Annotated in this window: 18 protein-coding genes; 7 read left to right on the top strand and 11 right to left on the bottom strand. The window is 62.0% G+C overall.

Going from position 1 to position 19,618, the window contains the following annotated elements; all coding sequences use genetic code 11:
• Nucleotides 1-2: 2 nt before the first annotated feature.
• From ACFQJC_RS13080 to ACFQJC_RS13070, 3 genes are read right to left on the bottom strand one after another with little or no spacing between them, the layout of a single operon-like run.
• Nucleotides 3-998 (bottom strand): NAD(+)/NADH kinase, encoded by a 996-nt coding sequence (locus ACFQJC_RS13080; protein WP_390224173.1) that lies wholly within the window; start codon nucleotides 996-998, stop codon nucleotides 3-5.
• Nucleotides 999-2,009 (bottom strand): alpha-ketoacid dehydrogenase subunit beta, encoded by a 1,011-nt coding sequence (locus tag ACFQJC_RS13075; RefSeq protein WP_390224171.1) that lies wholly within the window; start codon nucleotides 2,007-2,009, stop codon nucleotides 999-1,001.
• Complete coding sequence (locus ACFQJC_RS13070) at nucleotides 2,006-3,040, bottom strand: thiamine pyrophosphate-dependent dehydrogenase E1 component subunit alpha (protein WP_390224169.1); 1,035 nt, start codon at nucleotides 3,038-3,040, stop codon at nucleotides 2,006-2,008. Before ACFQJC_RS13070 ends, ACFQJC_RS13075 begins: the two co-directional genes overlap by 4 nt.
• Nucleotides 3,041-3,273: 233 nt before the next feature.
• Between ACFQJC_RS13070 and ACFQJC_RS13065 the strand changes: the two genes are divergently transcribed.
• Entirely contained in the window at nucleotides 3,274-4,251 is a 978-nt protein-coding gene (locus tag ACFQJC_RS13065; protein ID WP_390224168.1) for a glutathione S-transferase family protein, read from the top strand.
• Nucleotides 4,252-4,279: 28 nt separating this feature from the next.
• On the opposite strand, the gene ACFQJC_RS13060 is transcribed toward ACFQJC_RS13065, so the two are convergent.
• Nucleotides 4,280-4,759: a putative immunity protein gene (locus ACFQJC_RS13060; RefSeq protein ID WP_390224166.1), complete on the bottom strand. Its 480-nt coding sequence runs from the start codon at nucleotides 4,757-4,759 to the stop codon at nucleotides 4,280-4,282.
• Between the two features lie 122 nt (nucleotides 4,760-4,881).
• On the opposite strand from ACFQJC_RS13060, the gene ACFQJC_RS13055 reads away from it, so the two are divergent.
• The gene (locus ACFQJC_RS13055) at nucleotides 4,882-5,952 is read left to right on the top strand and encodes a molybdopterin-dependent oxidoreductase (protein WP_390224164.1); all 1,071 of its coding nucleotides are present in this window, start codon (nucleotides 4,882-4,884) and stop codon (nucleotides 5,950-5,952) included.
• Here the strand turns inward: ACFQJC_RS13055 and ACFQJC_RS13050 are convergent.
• The 4 genes from ACFQJC_RS13050 to ACFQJC_RS13035 form a co-directional block, all read right to left on the bottom strand.
• Nucleotides 5,949-6,203 carry a hypothetical protein gene (locus ACFQJC_RS13050; RefSeq protein ID WP_390224163.1) on the bottom strand — a complete coding sequence of 85 codons (255 nt, stop codon included), beginning with the start codon at nucleotides 6,201-6,203 and terminating at the stop codon, nucleotides 5,949-5,951. The two genes, ACFQJC_RS13055 and ACFQJC_RS13050, sit on opposite strands and share 4 nt — an antisense overlap.
• 42 nt (nucleotides 6,204-6,245) lie before the next feature.
• Nucleotides 6,246-6,995: a 4-phosphopantoate--beta-alanine ligase gene (locus ACFQJC_RS13045; protein ID WP_390224161.1), complete on the bottom strand. Its 750-nt coding sequence runs from the start codon at nucleotides 6,993-6,995 to the stop codon at nucleotides 6,246-6,248.
• A gap of 82 nt (nucleotides 6,996-7,077) precedes the next feature.
• Nucleotides 7,078-7,911, bottom strand: coding sequence for a pantoate kinase (locus tag ACFQJC_RS13040; protein WP_390224159.1), 834 nt, complete (start codon nucleotides 7,909-7,911; stop codon nucleotides 7,078-7,080).
• 69 nt (nucleotides 7,912-7,980) lie between these two features.
• The gene (locus ACFQJC_RS13035) at nucleotides 7,981-8,415 is read right to left on the bottom strand and encodes an SHOCT domain-containing protein (RefSeq protein WP_390224157.1); all 435 of its coding nucleotides are present in this window, start codon (nucleotides 8,413-8,415) and stop codon (nucleotides 7,981-7,983) included.
• Between the two features lie 243 nt (nucleotides 8,416-8,658).
• Here ACFQJC_RS13035 and ACFQJC_RS13030 point away from each other — a divergent pair, with 243 nt between their 5' ends.
• A complete protein-coding gene (locus tag ACFQJC_RS13030; protein WP_390224156.1) occupies nucleotides 8,659-9,687 on the top strand; it encodes a sensor histidine kinase in 1,029 nt (342 codons plus the stop codon).
• Nucleotides 9,688-10,134: 447 nt separating this feature from the next.
• On the opposite strand, the gene aspS is transcribed toward ACFQJC_RS13030, so the two are convergent.
• Nucleotides 10,135-11,439: an aspartate--tRNA(Asn) ligase gene (aspS, locus tag ACFQJC_RS13025; RefSeq protein ID WP_390224154.1), complete on the bottom strand. Its 1,305-nt coding sequence runs from the start codon at nucleotides 11,437-11,439 to the stop codon at nucleotides 10,135-10,137.
• A 128-nt stretch (nucleotides 11,440-11,567) separates the two neighbouring features.
• Here aspS and ACFQJC_RS13020 point away from each other — a divergent pair, with 128 nt between their 5' ends.
• Together ACFQJC_RS13020 and ACFQJC_RS13015 are read left to right on the top strand one after the other, a co-directional pair.
• Nucleotides 11,568-12,113, top strand: a complete 546-nt coding sequence (locus ACFQJC_RS13020) for a cupin domain-containing protein (RefSeq protein ID WP_390224152.1) — start codon at nucleotides 11,568-11,570, stop codon at nucleotides 12,111-12,113.
• 75 nt (nucleotides 12,114-12,188) lie between these two features.
• Nucleotides 12,189-12,923: a DUF4013 domain-containing protein gene (locus ACFQJC_RS13015; RefSeq protein ID WP_390224150.1), complete on the top strand. Its 735-nt coding sequence runs from the start codon at nucleotides 12,189-12,191 to the stop codon at nucleotides 12,921-12,923.
• A gap of 20 nt (nucleotides 12,924-12,943) precedes the next feature.
• Here the strand turns inward: ACFQJC_RS13015 and ACFQJC_RS13010 are convergent, their stop codons facing one another.
• The gene (locus ACFQJC_RS13010; protein ID WP_390224148.1) at nucleotides 12,944-13,669 is read right to left on the bottom strand and encodes a phosphoglycerol geranylgeranyltransferase; all 726 of its coding nucleotides are present in this window, start codon (nucleotides 13,667-13,669) and stop codon (nucleotides 12,944-12,946) included.
• Between the two features lie 368 nt (nucleotides 13,670-14,037).
• Here ACFQJC_RS13010 and ACFQJC_RS13005 point away from each other — a divergent pair, with 368 nt between their 5' ends.
• A complete protein-coding gene (locus tag ACFQJC_RS13005) occupies nucleotides 14,038-15,612 on the top strand; it encodes an AAA family ATPase (RefSeq protein WP_390224146.1) in 1,575 nt (524 codons plus the stop codon).
• Between the two features lie 490 nt (nucleotides 15,613-16,102).
• Nucleotides 16,103-16,951: a hypothetical protein gene (locus ACFQJC_RS13000; RefSeq protein ID WP_390224144.1), complete on the top strand. Its 849-nt coding sequence runs from the start codon at nucleotides 16,103-16,105 to the stop codon at nucleotides 16,949-16,951.
• On the opposite strand, the gene ACFQJC_RS12995 is transcribed toward ACFQJC_RS13000, so the two are convergent.
• The gene (locus tag ACFQJC_RS12995; RefSeq protein WP_390224142.1) at nucleotides 16,948-19,470 is read right to left on the bottom strand and encodes a DNA topoisomerase I; all 2,523 of its coding nucleotides are present in this window, start codon (nucleotides 19,468-19,470) and stop codon (nucleotides 16,948-16,950) included. The genes ACFQJC_RS13000 and ACFQJC_RS12995 overlap by 4 nt on opposite strands.
• Between the last annotated feature and the right edge of the window lie 148 nt (nucleotides 19,471-19,618).

The following is a 19,618-nucleotide window of genomic DNA, read 5'->3' as shown; positions in this document are numbered from 1 at the left end:
CCTCACTCGACGAAGTGGCCCTCTCGGGCCGCTCGTTCGACCACGGTGTCGATTTCGACCAGTCGCGGGCCGACCGATTCGGGACGAAGCGAGATATGGCCCTCTGTGACCTCTCGCTCGCGCTCGCCATCGACGCTGACGACGCCGCGTTCGACCTCGAAGGTGTACGGTTCGGCCGCTTCGAGGACGCGGTAGTCGGCCACGTCGATTCGTGAGAGCACGCCGGGAACCGTAATCGCGCGAGCGACGGTTTCGGTCGTTCCTTCCCGCGAGAGTCTGAATCCGACACCACCGGGTTCGTCGGGGCGGAGCGAGACGAGCGCGCCGGCGATTCCCGAGATGCCGATTTCGGTCGGTGACGCGCGCGAGACGACCCCGCCGAGGATGTGGGAGGGGTCGAGGATAGCGCGCGTCCCGATGAAGGGGTCGGCGAGGACGCCGACGGTCGCCAGGCCGCGAATCGTGTCTTCGCCGTGGTTGTCATCGACTTCCGCGACGACCGTTCCGTGGGTCATCGTCGCCTCGTCGGCCGGGACGACGCCGGTTGCGACGAACGCCGCGGCCGCGCCAGCGACGGTGCCATCGACGGGCGTCGGAACCACGTTGTTCGTCCCGGTGGAGATGCTCACCACGGGCACGTCGCCAATCGTCTGGGCGACGTCTCTGGTCGTCCCGTCGCCGCCGAGGACGACCACGGCGTCGGCGATGTCGTTGAAGCGTGCGGCGGCGTTGCGACTGTCTCTGTTCGATGCGCTGACGGGCATCTCGAGTGGCTCGATATCGAGTCCGTCCGGCGCGTCTTCGACGATGCGACTCGCCAGCCCCGCGTTGTCGGGCATGATGCGAACGTCGATGTCGTCGCAGACGCCGAGTCCGGCGAGGACACAGCCAGCGGTTCGTCGCTTCGCGTAGTTGTTACTGACGCTCGCGCCGCCAGTCAGCCGCCGGATGTCGCGTCCGGCGGCCGGGTTGACGACGAGTCCAACGGTCGTCGCCACTTACACGACTCTGTTGATGGCGGCTTCCACGTCCGAGGCGCTCGGGAGGACTTCCTCTTCGAGCGCCGGACTGAACGGGATGTGCACGTCGGCGACGCCGACGCGTTGAATCGGCGCGTCGAGGCTGTAGAACGCGTTCTCCATGACGCGTGTCGCAACCTCGGCGTGCGTCCCGTAGGAGAGCGGACTCTCGTCGGCGATGACGAGACGGCCGGTCTTCTTCACGCTCTGGACGAGCGTGTCGGTGTCGAGCGGGTAGAGCGATTGCAGGTCGATGACCTCCATGTCGGTCTCGCCGTCGAGTTCCTCCGCGAGGTCGAGCGACTCTTTGACCATCCGCTGCGTGGCGACGACGGTCACGTCCTCGCCCTCGCGTTCGACGCTCGCCGTGCCGAGCGGGATGGTGAAGTTCTCGTCTACCGGGACCTCGCCGCGCTGTTCGTACATCATCTTGTTCTCGAAGACGATGACGGGGTCGTTCGACCGGATGGCCGATTTGAGAAGGCCCTTCGCACCGGCGGGACTGCCGGGTGCGACGGCCATCACGCCGGGCAGGTGGGCGAACCACGTGTGGAGCGTCCCGGAGTGCTGGCTCGCGGCACCCATGCCGCCGCCCTCGGTCGTTCTGACCGTGACGGGCATCTCCGTCTTGCCGCCGAACATGTAGCGGTTCTTCGCCATCTGGTTCAGAATCTGCTCCGAACAGACGCCGATGAAGTCGGCGAACATGATTTCGACGACCGGGCGCGTGCCCGTCGCGGCCGCGCCGACGGCGGCACCCATGAACCCGGCTTCGCTGATTGGCGTGTCGCGGACGCGGTCCTCGCCGAACTCGTCTACGAGGTCACCCGTGACTTCGAAGACGCCGCCGAAGCGACCCACGTCTTCGCCCATGAGGAACACGTCGGGGTCGTTCTGGAGTTCCTCGCGGAGTGCGAGACGAATCGCCTCGCGGACGGTCATCTCTTTGGTCTGTTCAGGTCCTGTGCCCGGGGCGGATTCGGTGCTCATCGTACCTCACCCCCGTCGGCCCGCATCTGGCTGGAGAACTGACTAATCTCTGGGACTGTCGCGTCGAACATATCTTCGTAGGCCTCGGTTGGGTCGGGGTAGTCTGCTGCTTTCGCCGATTCGACGGCGGCGTCGATCTCCGCCTCGATGTCGGCTTGCAGTTCGTCGAACTCTTCTTCGGTGATGGTGCCGGCGTCGATGAGACGTTCTTTGAACGACTCGATTGCGTCGCGGCCGCGCCACACTTCGACGTCCTCTTCGGTGCGGTAGGGCTGTTGGTCGCCCTCGAAGTGGCCGTGATATCGGTAGGTCTCGGCTTCGATGAGGGTCGGACCCTCGCCCTCTGCGGCCCGCTTTCGCGCCTCTTTCACCGCCTCGAAGACGGCGGTGATGTCCATCCCGTCGATGGTGAAGCCGGGGATGTTGTACGCCTCTGCGGTCTCGCTGAGGTTCTGGACGTTGTGCTGTTTCTCGACGGGTGTCGCCTCGCCGTACTGGTTATTCTCGACGACGAACACCGCCGGGAGGTCCCACGTCGCGGCGATGTTGATGGCCTCGTGGACCTGTCCTTGGGCGACTGCGCCGTCGCCGAAGAACGCCAGTGCGACCGTATCCTCGCCCTTGAGTTTCGAGGTGAGTGCGGCACCTGTCGCCAGCGGCGGCCCCGCGCCGACGATACCGTTCGCGCCGAGCATGCCAGCATCCACGTCCGCGATGTGCATCGAGCCACCCTTGCCGTTGCAGTACCCGTCTCGCTTGCCGTACAACTCGGCCATCATCAGTTGCGGGTCCAGCCCCTTCGAGATGCAGTGACCGTGGCCTCGGTGGGTGCTCGTGATGTAGTCTTGGTCTTCTAAGGCGGAACACGCGCCGACGGCGACCGCCTCCTCGCCGACGTACAGGTGTACGAAGCCCGGGAGTTCGCCATCCGCGAATAACTCACCAGCTTTCGTATCGAACGCACGGATGGTCATCATCCGCTTGAGCGCCTCTCGCTGTCCCTCTTCCGTTTCGATGTCAATTACTACCATACCTCAGTACAGAATCATCACAAACTATAATCATTGTTGTGCAAATTGTCGGCATTACTGCACCGAAACGCTTGAAAATCACTCGTTTGTCAATTTCTCTCGTGTGTGACTGTCGGCGACGGGTGAACGTCTATCGCTCGCGGATGTGGGTTCGTCCCCCGGTTACACCGGTGTCGCCTGTCTCTTTTTGTCTCCGAGTCCCTAACGAACGAGGTACCTGAGGTCGCATCCGCATGAATATGCTCTACAACGGCGAGTGGCGCACTGACAAGTTCGTCGCCACCAACGACGACGGCGAGTTCGAGCGACAGACCACCAGTTTCCGCAACTGGGTCGGCGAGGACGACCGCTTCCCCGTCGAGGCCGACCGGTATCACCTCTACATCTGTCGGGCGTGCCCGTGGGCACACCGCACGGCGATGACGCGCGCGCTGAAGGGTCTCGAAGACGCGATTTCGCTCTCGCTGGTCGAACCCGTCCGCATCGACGACGGGTGGGAGTTCTCCGAGGACCTGCCGGACCCACTCTACGGCGAGGAGTACCTCCGCGACATCTACACCCGCGCGGACGACGAGTTCACCGGACGCGTCACCGTCCCCGTCCTCTGGGACAAAGAGCGCGAGACCATCGTCAACAACGAGTCGCGCGAAATCATGCGCATGCTCGACGAGGCGTTCGACCCCCTCGCCGAGAACGACGTGGACCTCAACCCCGACGGGTACGAGGACGAGGTGGAACGCCTCATCGACGAGATTTACGAACCCATCAACAACGGGGTCTACCGCGCCGGGTTCGCAACGACTCAAGAAGCCTACGAGAACGCCGTCGGCGAGTTGTTCGACGCGCTCGACCACTGGGAGGAAGTCTTGGACGACCAGCGATTCCTCGCGGGCGACCGACTCACCGAAGCCGATGTCGCCATGTTCGTGACGCTGATTCGCTTCGACCACGTCTACCACACCCACTTCAAGTGTAACAAGAAGGCCATCCACGAGTACGACAACCTCTGGAACTACACGAAGGAACTCTACCAACTGCCCGGGGTCGAAGGGACGGTCAACATGGACCACATCATCCGTCACTACTTCGTCAGCCACGACGACATCAACCCCAAGCGCATCTACGCGGTCGGCCCGGACCTCGACTTCGACGAGGCGCACGACCGCGACCGCCTGCCTGCGGAACTCGCACCGGCACTCGCGGACGACTGACCGCGGACTCTTCTACGGCGAACGCTTCTCACTTCGCCCGTTCTTCGAGGAACACGACCGCACGGAGGTCCGACGGTAGCTGTCCCATCTGCCAGTTCGCCTCGGTTTCGGCAGCACGTTCGTCCCGAGGATTGGCGGCGACAGCGGCTTTTATCGCGTAATTCGCCGCGGCCTTGGCGTGTCTATCGACCTCGGCGGCTCCGACAGCGTGTTCGGCGGCGCGAGCGACCTCGCTCGCGGCGGTCGTGCCTGCGTCGCGGGCGGCGGCCTGTGCCGCGAGGGCGTACGCTCTCGTCTCGCCGACTGCCACCTCGCCGCGGTGCCACGCACGGGTCGCCTCGATTGCGTCTCGCGGTCGGTCGTCGTCCGGTCGTTCCCCCTCGAAAAACTGGAGCACGTGTTCGGCACAGTCGGCGGCCCACAGCGCGAGCGCTCGATGACGCTCGTCGTCGAGGCTGTTGTCGCCGTTCCACTCGGGTCCCATCTCCCACCAGATTGCGAACTCCATATACAGTACACGTGCACGAGACGTATCAACGTCGGCGTCAACGGCCGACGCCGTTTGCGACATCGGATTCTCCGATTCCCCTCCGCGACGCCTTCTTGCCCGCCCGATTGATAGTACACCACATGGGCCGACTCGAATCGCTCCGCAGACGGGTCGAACCGCCGCCCCGCGCGGTCGATTGGAGTATCCTCCTGCTCACGCTCTTCGAAGCCCTCTCGGGGACGCTGAGCCTCGGCGCTGGCCACCCGGCGAACGGTCTCCTCTTCGTCGCCCACGGCGTCGCCGGACTCACGCTCGTCGCGCTCGTGGGCTTCAAACTCTACCGCGTCCGCCACAGAGTCCTCGATTCACGACTCCACGACCGCAACACACCCGTCTCGGTCCTGCTCGCTCTCGTTGTGCTCCTCGCACTCGGAACCGGCATCGCGTGGGTCGCGGGATTCGAGGTGCGTATCGCGTTTTGGACGCTTCTCAACGTCCACATCGGCTTCGGTCTCCTCGTGATTCCGGTCCTCCTCGTCCACCTCCGCTCGCGGTTTCGAACGCCCACAAAGGCTGATTTCGCGGGTCGCCGTCGCGCCCTCCAGTACGGAGGGTTACTCGTCTTCGGCGCGCTCGCCTACCGCGCGACTGAAGCCGTCGGCGAGGTTCGAGGCGCGAGTCGGCGGTTCACAGGCTCTCGGCCACTGCCCGAGGGCGAGGGCAACGACGCGTTTCCGGTCACGAGTTGGGTCTCAGACGACCCTGACCCAATCGACACCGACTCGTGGGAACTCTGGATTACGGGACTGGTCGATTCGCCGGTCTCGCTCGACGCCGCGGACCTGACTTCCGACCACTCGCAGACCACGCTCCTCGACTGTACGAGCGGCTGGTACACCGAACAGGAGTGGTCCGGTCTCAGACTGGGCGAGGTGCTCTCTGCGGCCGGTGTTCACTCGTCGGCACGGTGGGTGACAGTCAGGTCGGTGACGGGGTTTCGGTGGTCGTTCCCCATCGAGGAAGGAGACGGAATGCTGCTGGCGACCCACGTCGGCGGCGAACCGCTTTCACACGGGCACGGCGCTCCCGTGCGGCTGGTCGCGCCGAATCGTCGCGGGTTCCAGTGGGTCAAGTGGATAGAACGCATCGAGGTCCGTCGCCACCGCGACTCGGCGCAGTGGCTCGCGGTGTTGGTGAGCGGGTTCGATTAAATCACGACCAGTGCGAGGAGTCCAACCGTCCCGGCGACGACGGCCCAGAAGCCGACGGGTCCCACGTCGAACTCCGACGGCGACCGTTGGTTGAGTTCGTACCCCGAAGCGCCAACCAATACGAGTCCACAGACGGCTTGGACGACCGCGGGGACGCTCACCGCCTCGCTCGCAAGCGTCGTGAGCGCCATCGATGCGAACACCACCCCGACGAGTATCAGACACGAGTGGTAGACGTGAAATCGCTCCATCGTCCCACGTTACGGGTACCGCCGAAAAAAACAAGCGGATCGTCAGTCGATGTCGCCGCCGCGAATCGCTCTTTCTGCGGCTTCGAGCGCCGCCTCGGCGTCGAACGCGTCGATGATGGCTTCGAGTTCTTCGCGGGATGCTCCGTTCAGGTCGCGGGCGTGCTTCGTCATATTCGGGAGTGCGCGAATCACGTTGTCCACGATTGGGACGGTGGCCGTCTGCGCGGACCGAGACATGGGATTGAGGTCGATGACGAGTTCGGTCTTGCCCATCTCGCCGAGGGCTTCCGCGCGGTCACCGTCTTCGAGAGGGACGACCACGACGTCGGCGCTGCCGATGCCGTCCGAATCGACCTTCGCACGTTCGTGGTCCAAGCCGGGAATGCGACCGTCCGCAGTCAGGCCTTTCACCTCCTCGGCACCGTGTTCGCGGAGGTGCGAGACGATTGCTTCCATGCGTTCGTCGGTTCGGTTGAACAGATTGACTTCGAGGTCCGCACCGACCGCTTCGGCGAGTTCGACCATCTCCTCGGGGCAGAGTGCGGCGACGTTGCCGTTGACCGAGATGACGGGATGGTCGGCGAGAAGGAGGTAGGCCGCCGCGACCCGTTCTGCCTCGTCGGCGCTCGGGATGGTTCGCTCGCCGAGCAGGTAGTCGAACGCCTCGCCGCGGCCCTGCGCGATGAGTCCCTGTTTACTCGTGATTCCGTTCTCCACGCCCTCTTCGATTCGGTGGCGGGTGAGCAACGATTGGTAGCGTGGGTGGCTCTCGGGAATCTCGATATCGCTCATTGTCGTGCTTCTTCGCTCCGAGGATAATTCAGTTTCCCATCCGGAATCGCCTGCACTCGACTGGCTTACAGCACCCGGCCGGCTACTCGTGATTCAACGTCGCGCCCGCGGGGTGCACGTCGCAGACGACGGGGTCGTATCCGGCGTCGGAGAGGCCCGTTCCGACGGCGAACACCGTCTCGCCGAGCATCGCCATCGCGGCGCTCCCGCCCGCATCCGCGACGTCGCCGATGGCGGACTCGACGCGTTCGGTGAGCAACCCTGCGTCGCGGGCGAACTGCCGCGACTCCTGCATGAATCGGTCGAGCGTCGGTTCGTCGCGGATATGTTCGAGCGCCGCCTCGCCCGCCGCGGTCAGTGCGGTCGTATCGCCTGATAGAATCTCTGCGGTCGAAAGCCCGCCGAAGGCGACGTACTCGATACGCGGGCGGGCCGGGATGCCGTCCATCGTGCCGTGGGCGGGCGCGCCGGGTTCGACGCGAATCGGGATGCCGCCGCGCGCCTGTGCGACCACGTCGCCGAGACCGGTTCCGGCGCGGACTTCCGCCTCGTGGGCGAGCGTAATCAGGTCGTTCTCGGAGCGCTTGCAGGAGAACACGGCGTTCGCGGCGAGTGCGGTTCCGAGAGACATGGCACCCGAGACGCCGAACCCCGCGCCGAGCGGGAGGTCGGTTTCCGCGCGAACGGTCGCGGTCACGTCGAGCGAATCCAACACGTCTTCGACCGGCGGCATCGACACGTCCTCACCGTCGAGGCGGACGCGTGACTCAGAGGCGGATTCGACCGTCACGGCCACGCCCTGGGAGAGCGTCACGCCAGCACCGCGCGACCCGGCGAGAGATGCGTCGTCGTCCGGATGTGCGCTGAAAAAGCCCGTGATGTGGCCCGGAACGAACGCCGTCGCGTCGTCACTCATCGGTCTTTCTACGAGTAGGGTCAGGTATCGGTGTTGCGTTTCGTCGCGGTCGTTCGTGTCGAATCGAGGTCAGGAACGCTCGTATTCGACCGACTCGTTCTCGCGTGCCGTCCGCCGCGACTCGTTCGTCTCGCGGGCGTCGGCGACGGTTTCGGTCTCCAGCAGGCGCTCGACCTTTCGTTCGAACTCTGCTTCGGAGAGTTCGCCCGTCGCGTAGCGCCGGCGGAGTGTTTCGAGCGCGTCTTCCGTCTCGTCGGCCTTCTCGGACTCCGCTTCCTCCCGTCGAGACTCGTAGATTCTCACCAGTGCGATGGCCGCGGGGAGCACGCCCGCAAAGCCGACCGGGAACGCAATCCAGAACCACGGGTTGCCGAGCGCGAGGAGGCCGAACCCGACGAGGAAGACGAGCGCCATCACGACGCCCGCGACCAGTTCTTCGAGCGGTGATTCGTCTTCTTCGTCCGCTTCGACGACGGTTTTCACGGTGCGTTCGATATCGTTCATTGTCTCTTTGCGCGGCGAGGTTTCCACGTTAAGTGTTCTCTCTCCGACGACGTAATCGTTGTCGCCCTGGTATCGAGCCTGTTCTAAACGGGGCTGTGTCTACACTCCGAGTCGTGTGTGGGAACATCATTCACAATTGTGGCTTTTCGAACCAGTATGGCCTCTATATGTCACTAATTGTGGTGTTTTGGTTGCTGCATTCCCAATATTTGATACCGCTTAGTTACTTTTATCGTCTCATGCATGGTGTGGGACCAGAGCGAAACAGAGTCTGAGCGGTTGTTCAGTAACTTCGCGCAGAGAGACCCCGATGTGTTCTTTATGTTCTCTCCTGATTGGAGCGAGTTGAAGTACGTAGACGACATCTACGAGAAGATTTGGGGCCGACCAGTGAGTTCGCTACAATCGAACCCAACGAGTTTCCTCGAGGGTGTTCACCCCGCAGACCGGAACGGTGTGAAAGAGCGAATGGAGAAGCTCTCACGCGGCGAGCACACTGAACAAGAGTTCCGGGTCATCCCCGAGAACAACAGCGCAGAGTTGCGCTACGTCTGGGTTGAAGGAAGACCCGTCTACGAGGGTGATGAGCTACTCGCTATTGCGGGGTTCGTCCGTGACATCACCGAGCGTAAACAACGTACAAAGGAGTTGGAGCGCACAAACGAGCGGCTGAAAGTGTTCACTAACTTCCTCTCCCACGACCTTCAGAACCAGCTCAATATCGCAAACGGTTGGCTTCAGATCGAACAACAAGAGAGGGAGAGCAAGAACCTGAACACGGTTTCCGACGCACTCTCGCGGATGGCCGAACTGACAGACGATGTCCTCGCTCTCGCTCGCCTCGATTACGGTTCTCTGGACCGCGAACCGCTCTCGCTCGCGGCGATTGCCAGCGATTGCTGGCAGCCAATGGCGACAGATGGGGCTGAGTTAGTCGTCACGGGTGACGTGACGATTCACGTTGACCGTGGCCTATTCAGAAACGTGTTCGAGAACCTCTTCCGGAATGCAATTGAACACACTGAGGGTCGTCTCACTGTTCGCGTTGGGCCGATAGCGGATGGTGCTGGTGTCTACGTTGAAGATGACGGGTGTGGAATCCCGGCCGACAAACGAGACGCAGTGTTCAAACTCGGGTACTCGACCGACGGCACTGGCCTCGGACTCGCACTCGTCAGAGAAGTCATCGATGCACATGGCGGCGAAATTACTGCTACAGAAGGTGAACGAGGCGGGGCGAGATTTGAGATGACGAGTCTCGAACTCTCGTGAGAGGTTCTTCGTAACACTGTTTTATCATTTCTGTCGAACAGTGACGGTCTGGACGAGTAGCTCTCTCCAAACCAGGAGCTCACTCATCTGCCCTTCGCTCACACGACGAGCGCTGCACTCACACGCCAGCGATTCTAAAAAGTGATTGCCGGTCCGACGAGCTGACGCTCCTCTCGTTGGTCCGTCAGGTCTTCGTCTAGGGACTCAGACGCTGTCGGTCGCGCAGGAACTCACTCACAAATCAGAGATTTGCTCGCTGCTCCCACGCTCGTGTTGCGTCGTCGCCTACGGCGACAGACGCTGTCGGCCTGACGAGAGTCGCTGACGCTCCTCTCGTTGGTCCGTCAGGTCTTCGTCTAGGGACTCAGACGCTGTCGGTCGCGTGGGAATACCGTCGGACTCACTTCGTTCGCCCGACGAGTTCCCGCTCGCCAGAAACGCCTTCGTCTACGGACTCAGGCGTTGTCTGTCTCGCGGGAACAACACAGCTTCCCGAATGTTCCCAAGTCCGAGCATCGTCATGATGAGACGCTCGCCACCGAGACCGAACCCGGCGTGCGGGGGCATGCCGTACTTGAACATCTTCGTGTAGTACTCGAACGCGTCGGGGTCGAGACCCTGCTGTTCGAAGCCGGCGATGAGGTTGTCGTAGCGGTGTTCACGCTGGCCGCCGGAGACGAGTTCCATCGTCGGGTGCATCATGTCGAAGCCCGTCGAGAGCGTCTCGTCGTCGTCGTGGTCCTTGATGTAGAACGGCTTGATCTCGCTCGGCCAGTCGGTGATGAAGTAGTGCTCGCCGACGTCTTCGCCGAGTGCCTTCTCGCCTTCCGTGGGCAGGTCGTCGCCCCAGACGAGTTGCTCGTCGAGTTCGCCCGTCGCGTTGATGCGCTGGATGGCCTCCTCGTAGGTGAGACGCGGGAAGTCGCCCTCGGGAGCTTCGAACTCGTCGGCGAGGCCGAGTGCTTCGAGTTCGTCCTGGCAGTTCTCTTCGACTGCCTCGTAGGCGGCCTTGACGACCGCTTCGCACACGTCCATCGCTTCGGTGTGGTCGGCGAACGCCGACTCGAAGTCGATGGAGGTCGCCTCGTTGAGGTGGCGGGGCGTGTTGTGCTCTTCGGCGCGGAAAATCGGGCCGATTTCGAAGACGCGTTCGAGACCGGAGCCGACCATCAGCTGCTTGAACAGCTGTGGCGACTGGTTCATGAACGCCTCTTTGCCGAAGTACGTGATGGGGAACAGTTCCGTCCCGCCCTCGGTACCCGTGGCGACGATTTTCGGCGTGTTGATTTCGGTCGCCATGAGGTTGCGGAACTCCTCGCGGACGGCGCGGAGGACTTCGGCGCGAATCTCGAAGATGGCCTTGACTTCGTCCTTGCGCAGGTCGAGCGTCCGGTTGTCGAGGCGCGTCGAGAGTTCGGCATCGACCTTCCCCGACGGGTCGAGCGGAAGCTGTGGGTCGGCCTCGGCGATGACTTCGACGCTGTCGGGCGTGATTTCGACGCCCGTCGGCGCGCGCGGCTCTTCGGCGACGTCGCCGGTGACCTCGATGACGCTCTCGCGGTGGACGCCGAGTCCCGTCTCGACGAGGTCGTCGTCCATCTCGTCTTTCTCGAATTTGACCTGAATCTTGCCGGTCGTATCCCGCAGAATCAGGAACGCGATGCCGCCGAGGTCACGCGTCTCGTGAACCCACCCGGCGACGGTAACCGTCTCGCCAGGCTTGGCGTCGGCTGTGTACGTTCGGTCTCGCATACGACCTGATTCCTGACCGTTGGTCTTAAACACAGTGTCTTCGGTTTGCTGGACAACTGCGGCTTTTCTGCCGCATTTCCTGTCAGTGTGTCCCATGCGACTATGGCTATCGAGACCAATCGTGTCGTATGGCTGACTCACCAACGCCGACTGCTGACGAGCCGTCGCCTCGCGCCATCGACGAGCACGACCACGACTGGGTCGAAGCCGAGACGGGCGACCGATTCGCCTTCCGCCGCAAGCAACTCGGCGCGCTCGCCGGCGGCCGCGACATCGGGTGTTCGCTCTACGAAGTCCCGCCCGGAAAACGCCCGTGGCCGACGCACTACCACGAGGGGAACGAAGAAGCGGTGTACGTCCTCTCTGGAACCGGGACGCTCCACACCCGCGAGGGCGCGGCCGACTGCTCGCTCTCACCCGGGACGTACGTCGCGCTCCCGACGGGCGAGGAGTTCGCCCGACAAATCGAGAACGACGGCGACGAACCGCTCCGGTATCTCGCCATCTCCACGATGAACGACCCCGACGTGGCGGTCTATCCCGACTCGGACAAAGTCGGCGTCTTCTGCGGTGCTCCCCCCGGCAGCGACAAGGACGCACGAACGCTCCACGGCTACTTCCCGCGCGGAGCGGCGGTGGGATACTGGGACGGCGAACAGACGAGCGACGAATGAGGGTCGTTTCGAGTTGCGTAGCGCACCCAGCGAGCTGAGGTTTATATACGAACCCGCGACCACTGCGCCTCGACCATGGACGCTTCAGACTTCGAATCCGCATTCGCACTCCCGTTCGCCAACGACACTTCCTTCGACACCGTCGTCGCGGGCGTGCTCTTGACGCTCGCCACGCTTTCGACGCCGCTCGCCGGCGTGCTCCTCGTCGGCTACCTCGCGCGCCTCGTCCGCGGTGGCGAGAGGAACGCGAGTTCACTCCCCGCGTTCGACGACTTCGTCGGCATGGCCGTCGAAGGGACGCGCCTCTCGACGGTTCTCGTCGCACTGCAACTCCCCGCCGTGGCCATCGCGGCTGGCGTGTTCGAACTCACCGGAGCGCGACTTGCGGCGCTCTCGTTCGTGGCCGACCCGACCCTGCTCTCGTACGTCAGCCTCTCGGCGGTCGCCGTCGCCGGCCTCGTGGTGGCCGGTCTCGCCGCGCTCGCCGGGATGTACGTCTCGGCCGCGATGCTGGTCGCAGTCGCTCACGAGCGGTCGCTTCTCGCTGCGCTCCCGGCCGCGCGAACGCTCGTGTTCGACACGTCGTTCGCAACGGTCGTCTCCGCCGCGGTGCTCGTCGGCTTCGGTGGTCGGCTGCTCGAAGTCCTGTTCGGGACCTTCCCAGTCGTCGGTGTCGTGCTCGCGGCCGTCGTCTCCTTCCTGACGCTCGTCGCGGCCGCGACGCTCCTCGGACGGGGTGCGCCTGACTGTTCGCAGGAGAGCCTTCGTACGAACGCCGAGTCGAATCCCGACGCTCTCGGGTCGGCATAACGAGAAGCGAGAACTGGTGATTATTCGGCGTTGAGGAGTTCGGCCTTGGCGTCCTTCGCGCCCTCGACCGTCTCGCGGACCGCATCAACGCCCTCGTCGTGCAGGAGGTTGCCGACGATGACCACGTCGGAGTGACTCGCCATCTCGTAGGCCGAGTCGTAGTCGTGGATGCCGCCGCCGTAGAAGAGCGTCGCCTCGTCGAGCGCGTCGTGGGCCGCCTGGACCTTCTCCGGGTCGCCGTAGGTGCCGGAGTATTCGAGGTAGATGATCTTCTGGCCGAACATCTTCTCGGCGACGCGGGCGAACGACGCCACGTCTTCGGCCGACTGGTCCGTGTCGGCGTCGGTGTACTCCGCGACGGAGGAGTCGGGGTTCATCACGATGTACGCCTCGGTGTGGGTGCGGTCCCAGTCCAGCCCGTCTTCGATGCGAACCCACTCTTTGTGCGCGCCGGTAATCCAGAAGGAGTCGCTGGCGTTGAACACCGTCGGGATGAGATAGCCGTCCAGTCCGTCGTGGTCGATGACGACCGCGGGGTTCGACGGTTCCTGATAGATTGGCACGTCGTACTTCGCCGTCGCTTCGATGACGCGTTCCATCTTCTCTTCGGTGATGTCGAGCGTGCCACCGATTTCGAGCGCGTCGGTTCCGGTCTGGCACACGTCTTCGAACGTCTCGCCCTCGACGAGGTCCTTGTCAGGGTCGATTTTCGTAATATGGTCCCAGTCTTCCCACGGATGACTCATTGGTGCAGGTATGCCGGAGGGGGCCTAAAAAGCGTGCGGAAATTGTGGCTCTCTTAGCTGTTTAATCGCACATTTGGCTTAGTTGTCATCAAACATCATTGCCGCACGGTCGAACGCAGCAGTGGGGTTCTCTGCTTCCGTCTTCGGAATTCTGCCGACGAAACGTTCGAATCCACATCCACCTCGCGGGGGACAATTGTACCAGACTTTCCACAGAGCGCCATCGTTTTTGATTCCATACCAGAGTAACTGACCACACTCTGGACAGGTTGCAGTTTGGTGTTTGCGTGCAATCACAGAGACGCTGGTCCCGTCATCTAATTTGAGTTTGAGGAGGGTTTTTGTAGAGTAGGTAGAATGTCTGTGTTATGGGATATGATGGCCCGAAGGTCTTTCTCGCTCCATACGGAAATGATGCCGCCCAAGAGAACTTTGAGCGGACTGTCCGAGATGGTCTTTCTCTCGTTGATTTAGAGGAGTATACGGACGTTGCCTCGACTGCTGACGATGACCGAGTTCACGTTTGGGGAACAAAAGCATCTGTTGAAGGGTCGTGGAAGAAAATCGATGTTGGTGACTTCCTGTTTTTCTATCGGTCTGGTTCATACGAAGTCGCCGTCGAGGTGCTTGGGACCGAGAAGAATGAGCCACTTGGACGAGAAATTTGGCCAAACCACGAGGAGGGAAAACCGTGGTCGTGTATCATCTACACCTCTGAGCCAATCGACCTCGATCTCTCTTCTGCAGAACTCCACGACTATGCCGGTCACGATATCACGTACGTAATGGGTTTCAGTAAACTCAACGACCTCGGCCTCGGCGGTATTCGAGGCCGCTATGGCTCAGTCGAGAAGCTCGTGTATGGTGACCAGACGGACCGCGACGACGCCCAGCAGACACTTCCAGTGACCGGTGCTTCTCTCGACGTGCAGGCTGAGCCGGAGCTCTCGATTCCCTCGAAGGTTCTCGATGAGCTGTACTTCCCCGGTGAGCTAGCACAGGAACTACGTCAACAGATTACTGCGGCCTTGAATTCGGGAAAGCACATCATCTTTACTGGTCCGCCGGGGACCGGAAAGACAGAAATCGCCGAACGTGTTTGTCGATACCTTGCAGCAGCACACGACGACGTCTACACTGGGTACCAATTGACGACCGCGACTGCTGATTGGTCGACGTTTGAGACTGTGGGAGGATATATGCCGTCCCAGAGTGACGGAGAGAGTCTTCGTTTTGAACCCGGCCAAGTCCTCCGCCGATTCAAACAACAGGGTACTCAGCGAAACGACCTTTTCGTCGTCGACGAAATCAACCGAGCAGACATCGACAAATCGTTCGGACAACTGTTTACCCTCCTCTCCGGCCAGTGCATTCGACTCCCGTACACCGTCGACGGAACTGAAGTCGAAGTCGTCCCCGGTGATGAGTTCGGTGGGACACTCAAAACCCACACCTACGTGATGCCCGAATCGTGGCGTATTCTGGCGACGATGAACACCTACGACAAGACGTCGCTCTACGAGATGTCGTACGCATTCATGCGACGGTTTGCATTCATTGACGTTCCGGCACCGAGGATTCCTGCAGAAGAAGGCGAAGCAATCGAGCTACTGGCGGAGTACGCCGACCGATGGTCTGTCACTGCTGATGACGACGCTTTACGAGCCGTCGCTGACGTTTGGCGTGCGACTAACACCGCAGTCGACGACCGGGCAATCGGGCCGGCAATCGCCAAAGACATTCTCGAGCACGTCGTCTCGATCGATAGCGTCGAACTCACCATCCTTCTGACGCAGGCAGTCTCAAACTATATCTTCCCGCAGTTAGAGGGTGTGCCCCGAAGACAGACAATCGTTGCAAAAATCGCGGGTGTGAATGCTGTCGATGAGCAGAAACTCTGGAACGCAGCGGCGAGTGTTCTCGGCGTGCAACGAAATGGATAGAGAAGAACTTCTCTCGTCGCTCACGCAGGACATCTTGACCTACGTGATGCACGGCGAAGTGTCTGAGCGGCACGTCGTCAACAGTCTCACACGTGACGACCTTCACGAGCGGTTCGAAGATTTCGATCGTCTCGTTCGAATGCACTTTATTCTTCGACCGGATGTCGTCGAGTTCGTCGAACAACTTCCCGAGCGACTTCGGAGCATAAAGACACAGACACGAAATGTCGCCTCCCGTTCGCGTGGCCGCATCGACGGTCGGGTCGATTGGCACGCGACGACTCGAGAGAGAACTCGATCTGCACCCTCTGACCCGACACTATTCGTCTGTCAGCATCGGTCAGAGGATTACGACATCCCTGAGAATCTCGTTCTCAAGTCGTTGCTCTCGGTTATTTACCGCGCACTCGAAGAGTGTGAACCGTACTTCTCCCGAGAGTATGACTGGGTGACTGACCAGTGGGCCGATGGGACAAAATTGGCAGACTCGATGCGCGATATCTTCGAGCGGAACGTCCACGTCTCTCGAATTCGAGACCCGAGTTCGTACGAGCCTACTGAGCGGATGCTCGAGAGGGCACAAGCGTCACGACAGCCAATTTATCGTGAAGCTTCGGCATTGCTCCGGCAGTACCAGTCGGCAGTTCGAGGCCAGCACGATGCCATCGAACGCCTCTTGAAGGATACCGCAATCACACCTGACGACGACGATACGTTGTTCGAACTGTTCGTTCTCTTCAGATTTGTCGAGACAATCGAATCGTTTTCAGACGACGAGTTCCGCCTCAAACCAATCGAGCGTGGAACACAGAAAATTGCACACCTCTCGAACATTACGCGTGAGGTGACGCTCTACCACGACAACTCCGGCGGCAGTGGACTTTCGTTTCGGCCCAACGTTCCAGAGAAACCCGACGAGGAACTCACTCGAACAGAGTTCATCAACAGGGCTGCACTCGAAGTCGCAAACAATTATTTCAAAGAACAAACGTTTCGAACTGTTACTGGTCGCCCTGACGTGATTCTTCTCGAAGTCTCGACGGAGAACAAGCGGCAATACCTCATCACGGAGGTAAAAAACTCGACGCAAACAGAGACGATTCGCCGCGGCATTCGGGAGACAATCGAATATCTAGCGTTCATGCGGCAAGACGAAGAATTCGTGTTCGACGAGGGGACCAACTACGTCGGTTCCGGGTGGAATGGCCTACTTGTCGTCCAAGACCTTCCGGGGAGAGAGACCACAAGCCTCGACCAACAACAGTCGATTAAGATTCTTCAGGCGAAGGAAGTCGCTTCGCACCTCGAAGACGTGGTGAAAGCGGCTCTCGATATCTAGTCCGCGGCCGCCTGCCACTTCCGAATCGTATCTGCGCCCACACCCTCGACTTTCGCCGCGATGTCGTCGGGTTCGGCCTCCTTCAACGATTGCACGTCGTCGAAGCCGGCTTCTTTCAGCTTCTCGGCCGTCTTCGAGCCGATGCCTTTGATGCTCACTAGGTCGCCGTCGTCGGCACCCTGCTGCTGGGCTTGGTACTCGCGGTAGTTGCAGATGGGACAGCCGAGTTCCCACGGTTCGCGGTCGCCGTCGTACGTGATTCGAAGCTCGGGAAGTCCGTGCTCGTCGCACGAGTCGTCGGTGACCTCGATATCGCCGCGGCGGGGGAGCGGCAGCGAGTAGTCGCAGTCGGGATAGCGCGTACACCCGACGAGCCGAGAGCCGGAGCGGAGGCGTTTGATAGCTAACTCTCCGCCTTCTTCCGAACCACATTCGGGACACGGCCCGATGACGAGGTCGTCCTCTTCGTCTGCCTCTTCGGCCTTGCAGAGCGGACAGCCGTGGACGAACGTCTTGCGTCCGGCGAGCATCTTGATTTCCCGGAGGTCGTGCTCGTCGCAGGTGTCCTCCATGATGAGGGGCTTGCCAGTGGAGGGAAGCGGGAGCGTGTTCGTACAGTCGGGATAGGAGTCACAGCCGATGAAGTACGACCCCCGGCGGCTCTTTCGAACCACGAGGTCGCCGCCGCACTCGGGACACGGACCCACGGTCTTGTCGGCCTTGAGTGACTTCTGGAGTTGGTCGCCGAGTTCTTCGCGCGACTCCATGAGGCCCTCGAACACGTCTTCGAGAATCTCTTTGGACTCGGCGGTGACCTCCTCCAGCGTGGCCTCGCCGCGGGTGATGGCCATCATGTCGGATTCGAGTTGCGAGGTCATCTCCTCGCTGACGATGAGTCGCGCGAAGTCTTCGGACGCGGTGACGACGGCGCTGGCGAGACGTGTCGGCCGCGGCGGGTCGGACTCGATGTAGCCGCGGTCGTAGAGCTTCTGAATCACGTCGTGGCGGGTCGCTTTCGTCCCGATGCCCATCTGCTCCATCGTCTCGATGAGTCTGGATTGGCCGTACCGACGCGGCGGTTGGGTCTGCTTGGCGTCGAGGTGGGTGTCGGTCAGCGCGAGCAGTTCGCCCTCTTCGACGTCGGGGACGAACGACTCGCTGGAGTTGAAGTACGGATACACGTCGTGGTAGCCGGCTTCGAGCAGGCGCTTGCCGTTGGCCTTGAGCGACAGGCCGGCGGCCTCGGCGACGACGCGTAGGTGCTCCCACACGGCGTCCTCGGCGACGGTGGCGAAGAAGCGCCGGACGACGAGTTCGTACACGTCGTACTCGTCGGCCGAGAGGTCCGAGGCGCTCGGCAACTCGCCGGTCGGGTGAATCGGCGGGTGGTCGGTCGTCTCGTTGTCACCCTCGGTCTGCTCGATTTCCTCCTGTTCCAGCAGGCTCTTCGCGTCGTCTTTGAACCGGCGGTCGGCCTCGAACGCGCCGAGCAGTTCGCGGGGGTCGAGGTCCTCGGGGTAGACGGTGTTGTCGGTCCGGGGGTAGGTGATGTAGCCCGCCGTGTAGAGGTCTTCGGCGATGCTCATCGCCCGCTGGGCGGAGTAGCCGATAGACCCGGCGGCGCGGATGAACTGCGTGGTGTTGAACGGTGCCGGCGGCTTGTCGGTGCGGGTGCGACGCTTGACCGCGGAAACCTCCGCGCCCTCGGCGGTGAGGAGCGTCTCGTAGGCTTCGTTCGCGTCGTCCTCGTCCCAGATGCGCTCGGCTTCGGTGCCGTCGTCGTCGAGATAGAAGTACTGGGCTTCGAAGGACTCGGCGTCGCCGTCGGCGTCCTTCGTGAGTTTCGAGAAGAGTTCCCAGTAGTCCTGCGGGTCGAACGCTTCGATTTCGCGCTCGCGGTCCACGATGAGCTTCAGCGTCGGCCCTTGCACGCGGCCGACCGAGATGAAGTCGTTGCCGAGTTGCCTGGCCGAAAGCGAGAGGAAGCGCGTGAGCGCCGCCCCCCAGATGAGGTCGATAATCTGGCGTGCTTCGCCGGCGGCGGCGAGGTTGAAGTCGAGGTCGTCCGGGTTGTCGAACGCCTCGGTCACCTCGCGCTGGGTAATCGAGGAGAAGCGCACGCGGTCCACGGGCACGTCCTCGTTCACGTCGCGGACGAGTTCGTACGCCTCCTTGCCGATGAGTTCGCCCTCGCGGTCGTAGTCAGTTGCGATGGTGACCTTACTGGCGCGGCGCGCGAGTCGCCGGAGTGCGGCGACGATGTTCTCTTGGGTAGGGTGCTTCTCGACGGGCGCAGAGATGAGTTCGACCGGCTCCACGTCGCGCCAGTCGTTGTACTCCGGTGGGAAATCGACGCCGACGACGTGGCCAGAGAGACCGATACAGCGCTTGCCACCCCACTTGTAGACGTTCACTCCGTTCATTCGCTCCGCGGAGGCGGACTCGCCGCTCAAGATGTCGGCGATACGCCTCGCGGCGTTGTCCTTCTCCGTGATGATAAGTTCGGGGCCCCGACTCATTGCCCGGCGATATGAGGGGGGATGTCCTAAACCTTTCGTGGACGAATTCTTCACGGAGAAGCCTCAGAACGCGCGTATATGGGTGGGCGGGCGTACGGGTGCGCACCTCGCGCGCGAGAGGTGAGCTAGACGCCCCACCTCGGGCACT

Source organism: Haloferax namakaokahaiae, assembly GCF_042663225.1.
GTDB classification, from domain to species: Archaea; Halobacteriota; Halobacteria; order Halobacteriales; family Haloferacaceae; genus Haloferax; species Haloferax namakaokahaiae.
The sequence above is the reverse complement of the archived record's forward strand: the minus strand, read 5'-3'. Positions and strand labels throughout refer to the sequence as shown.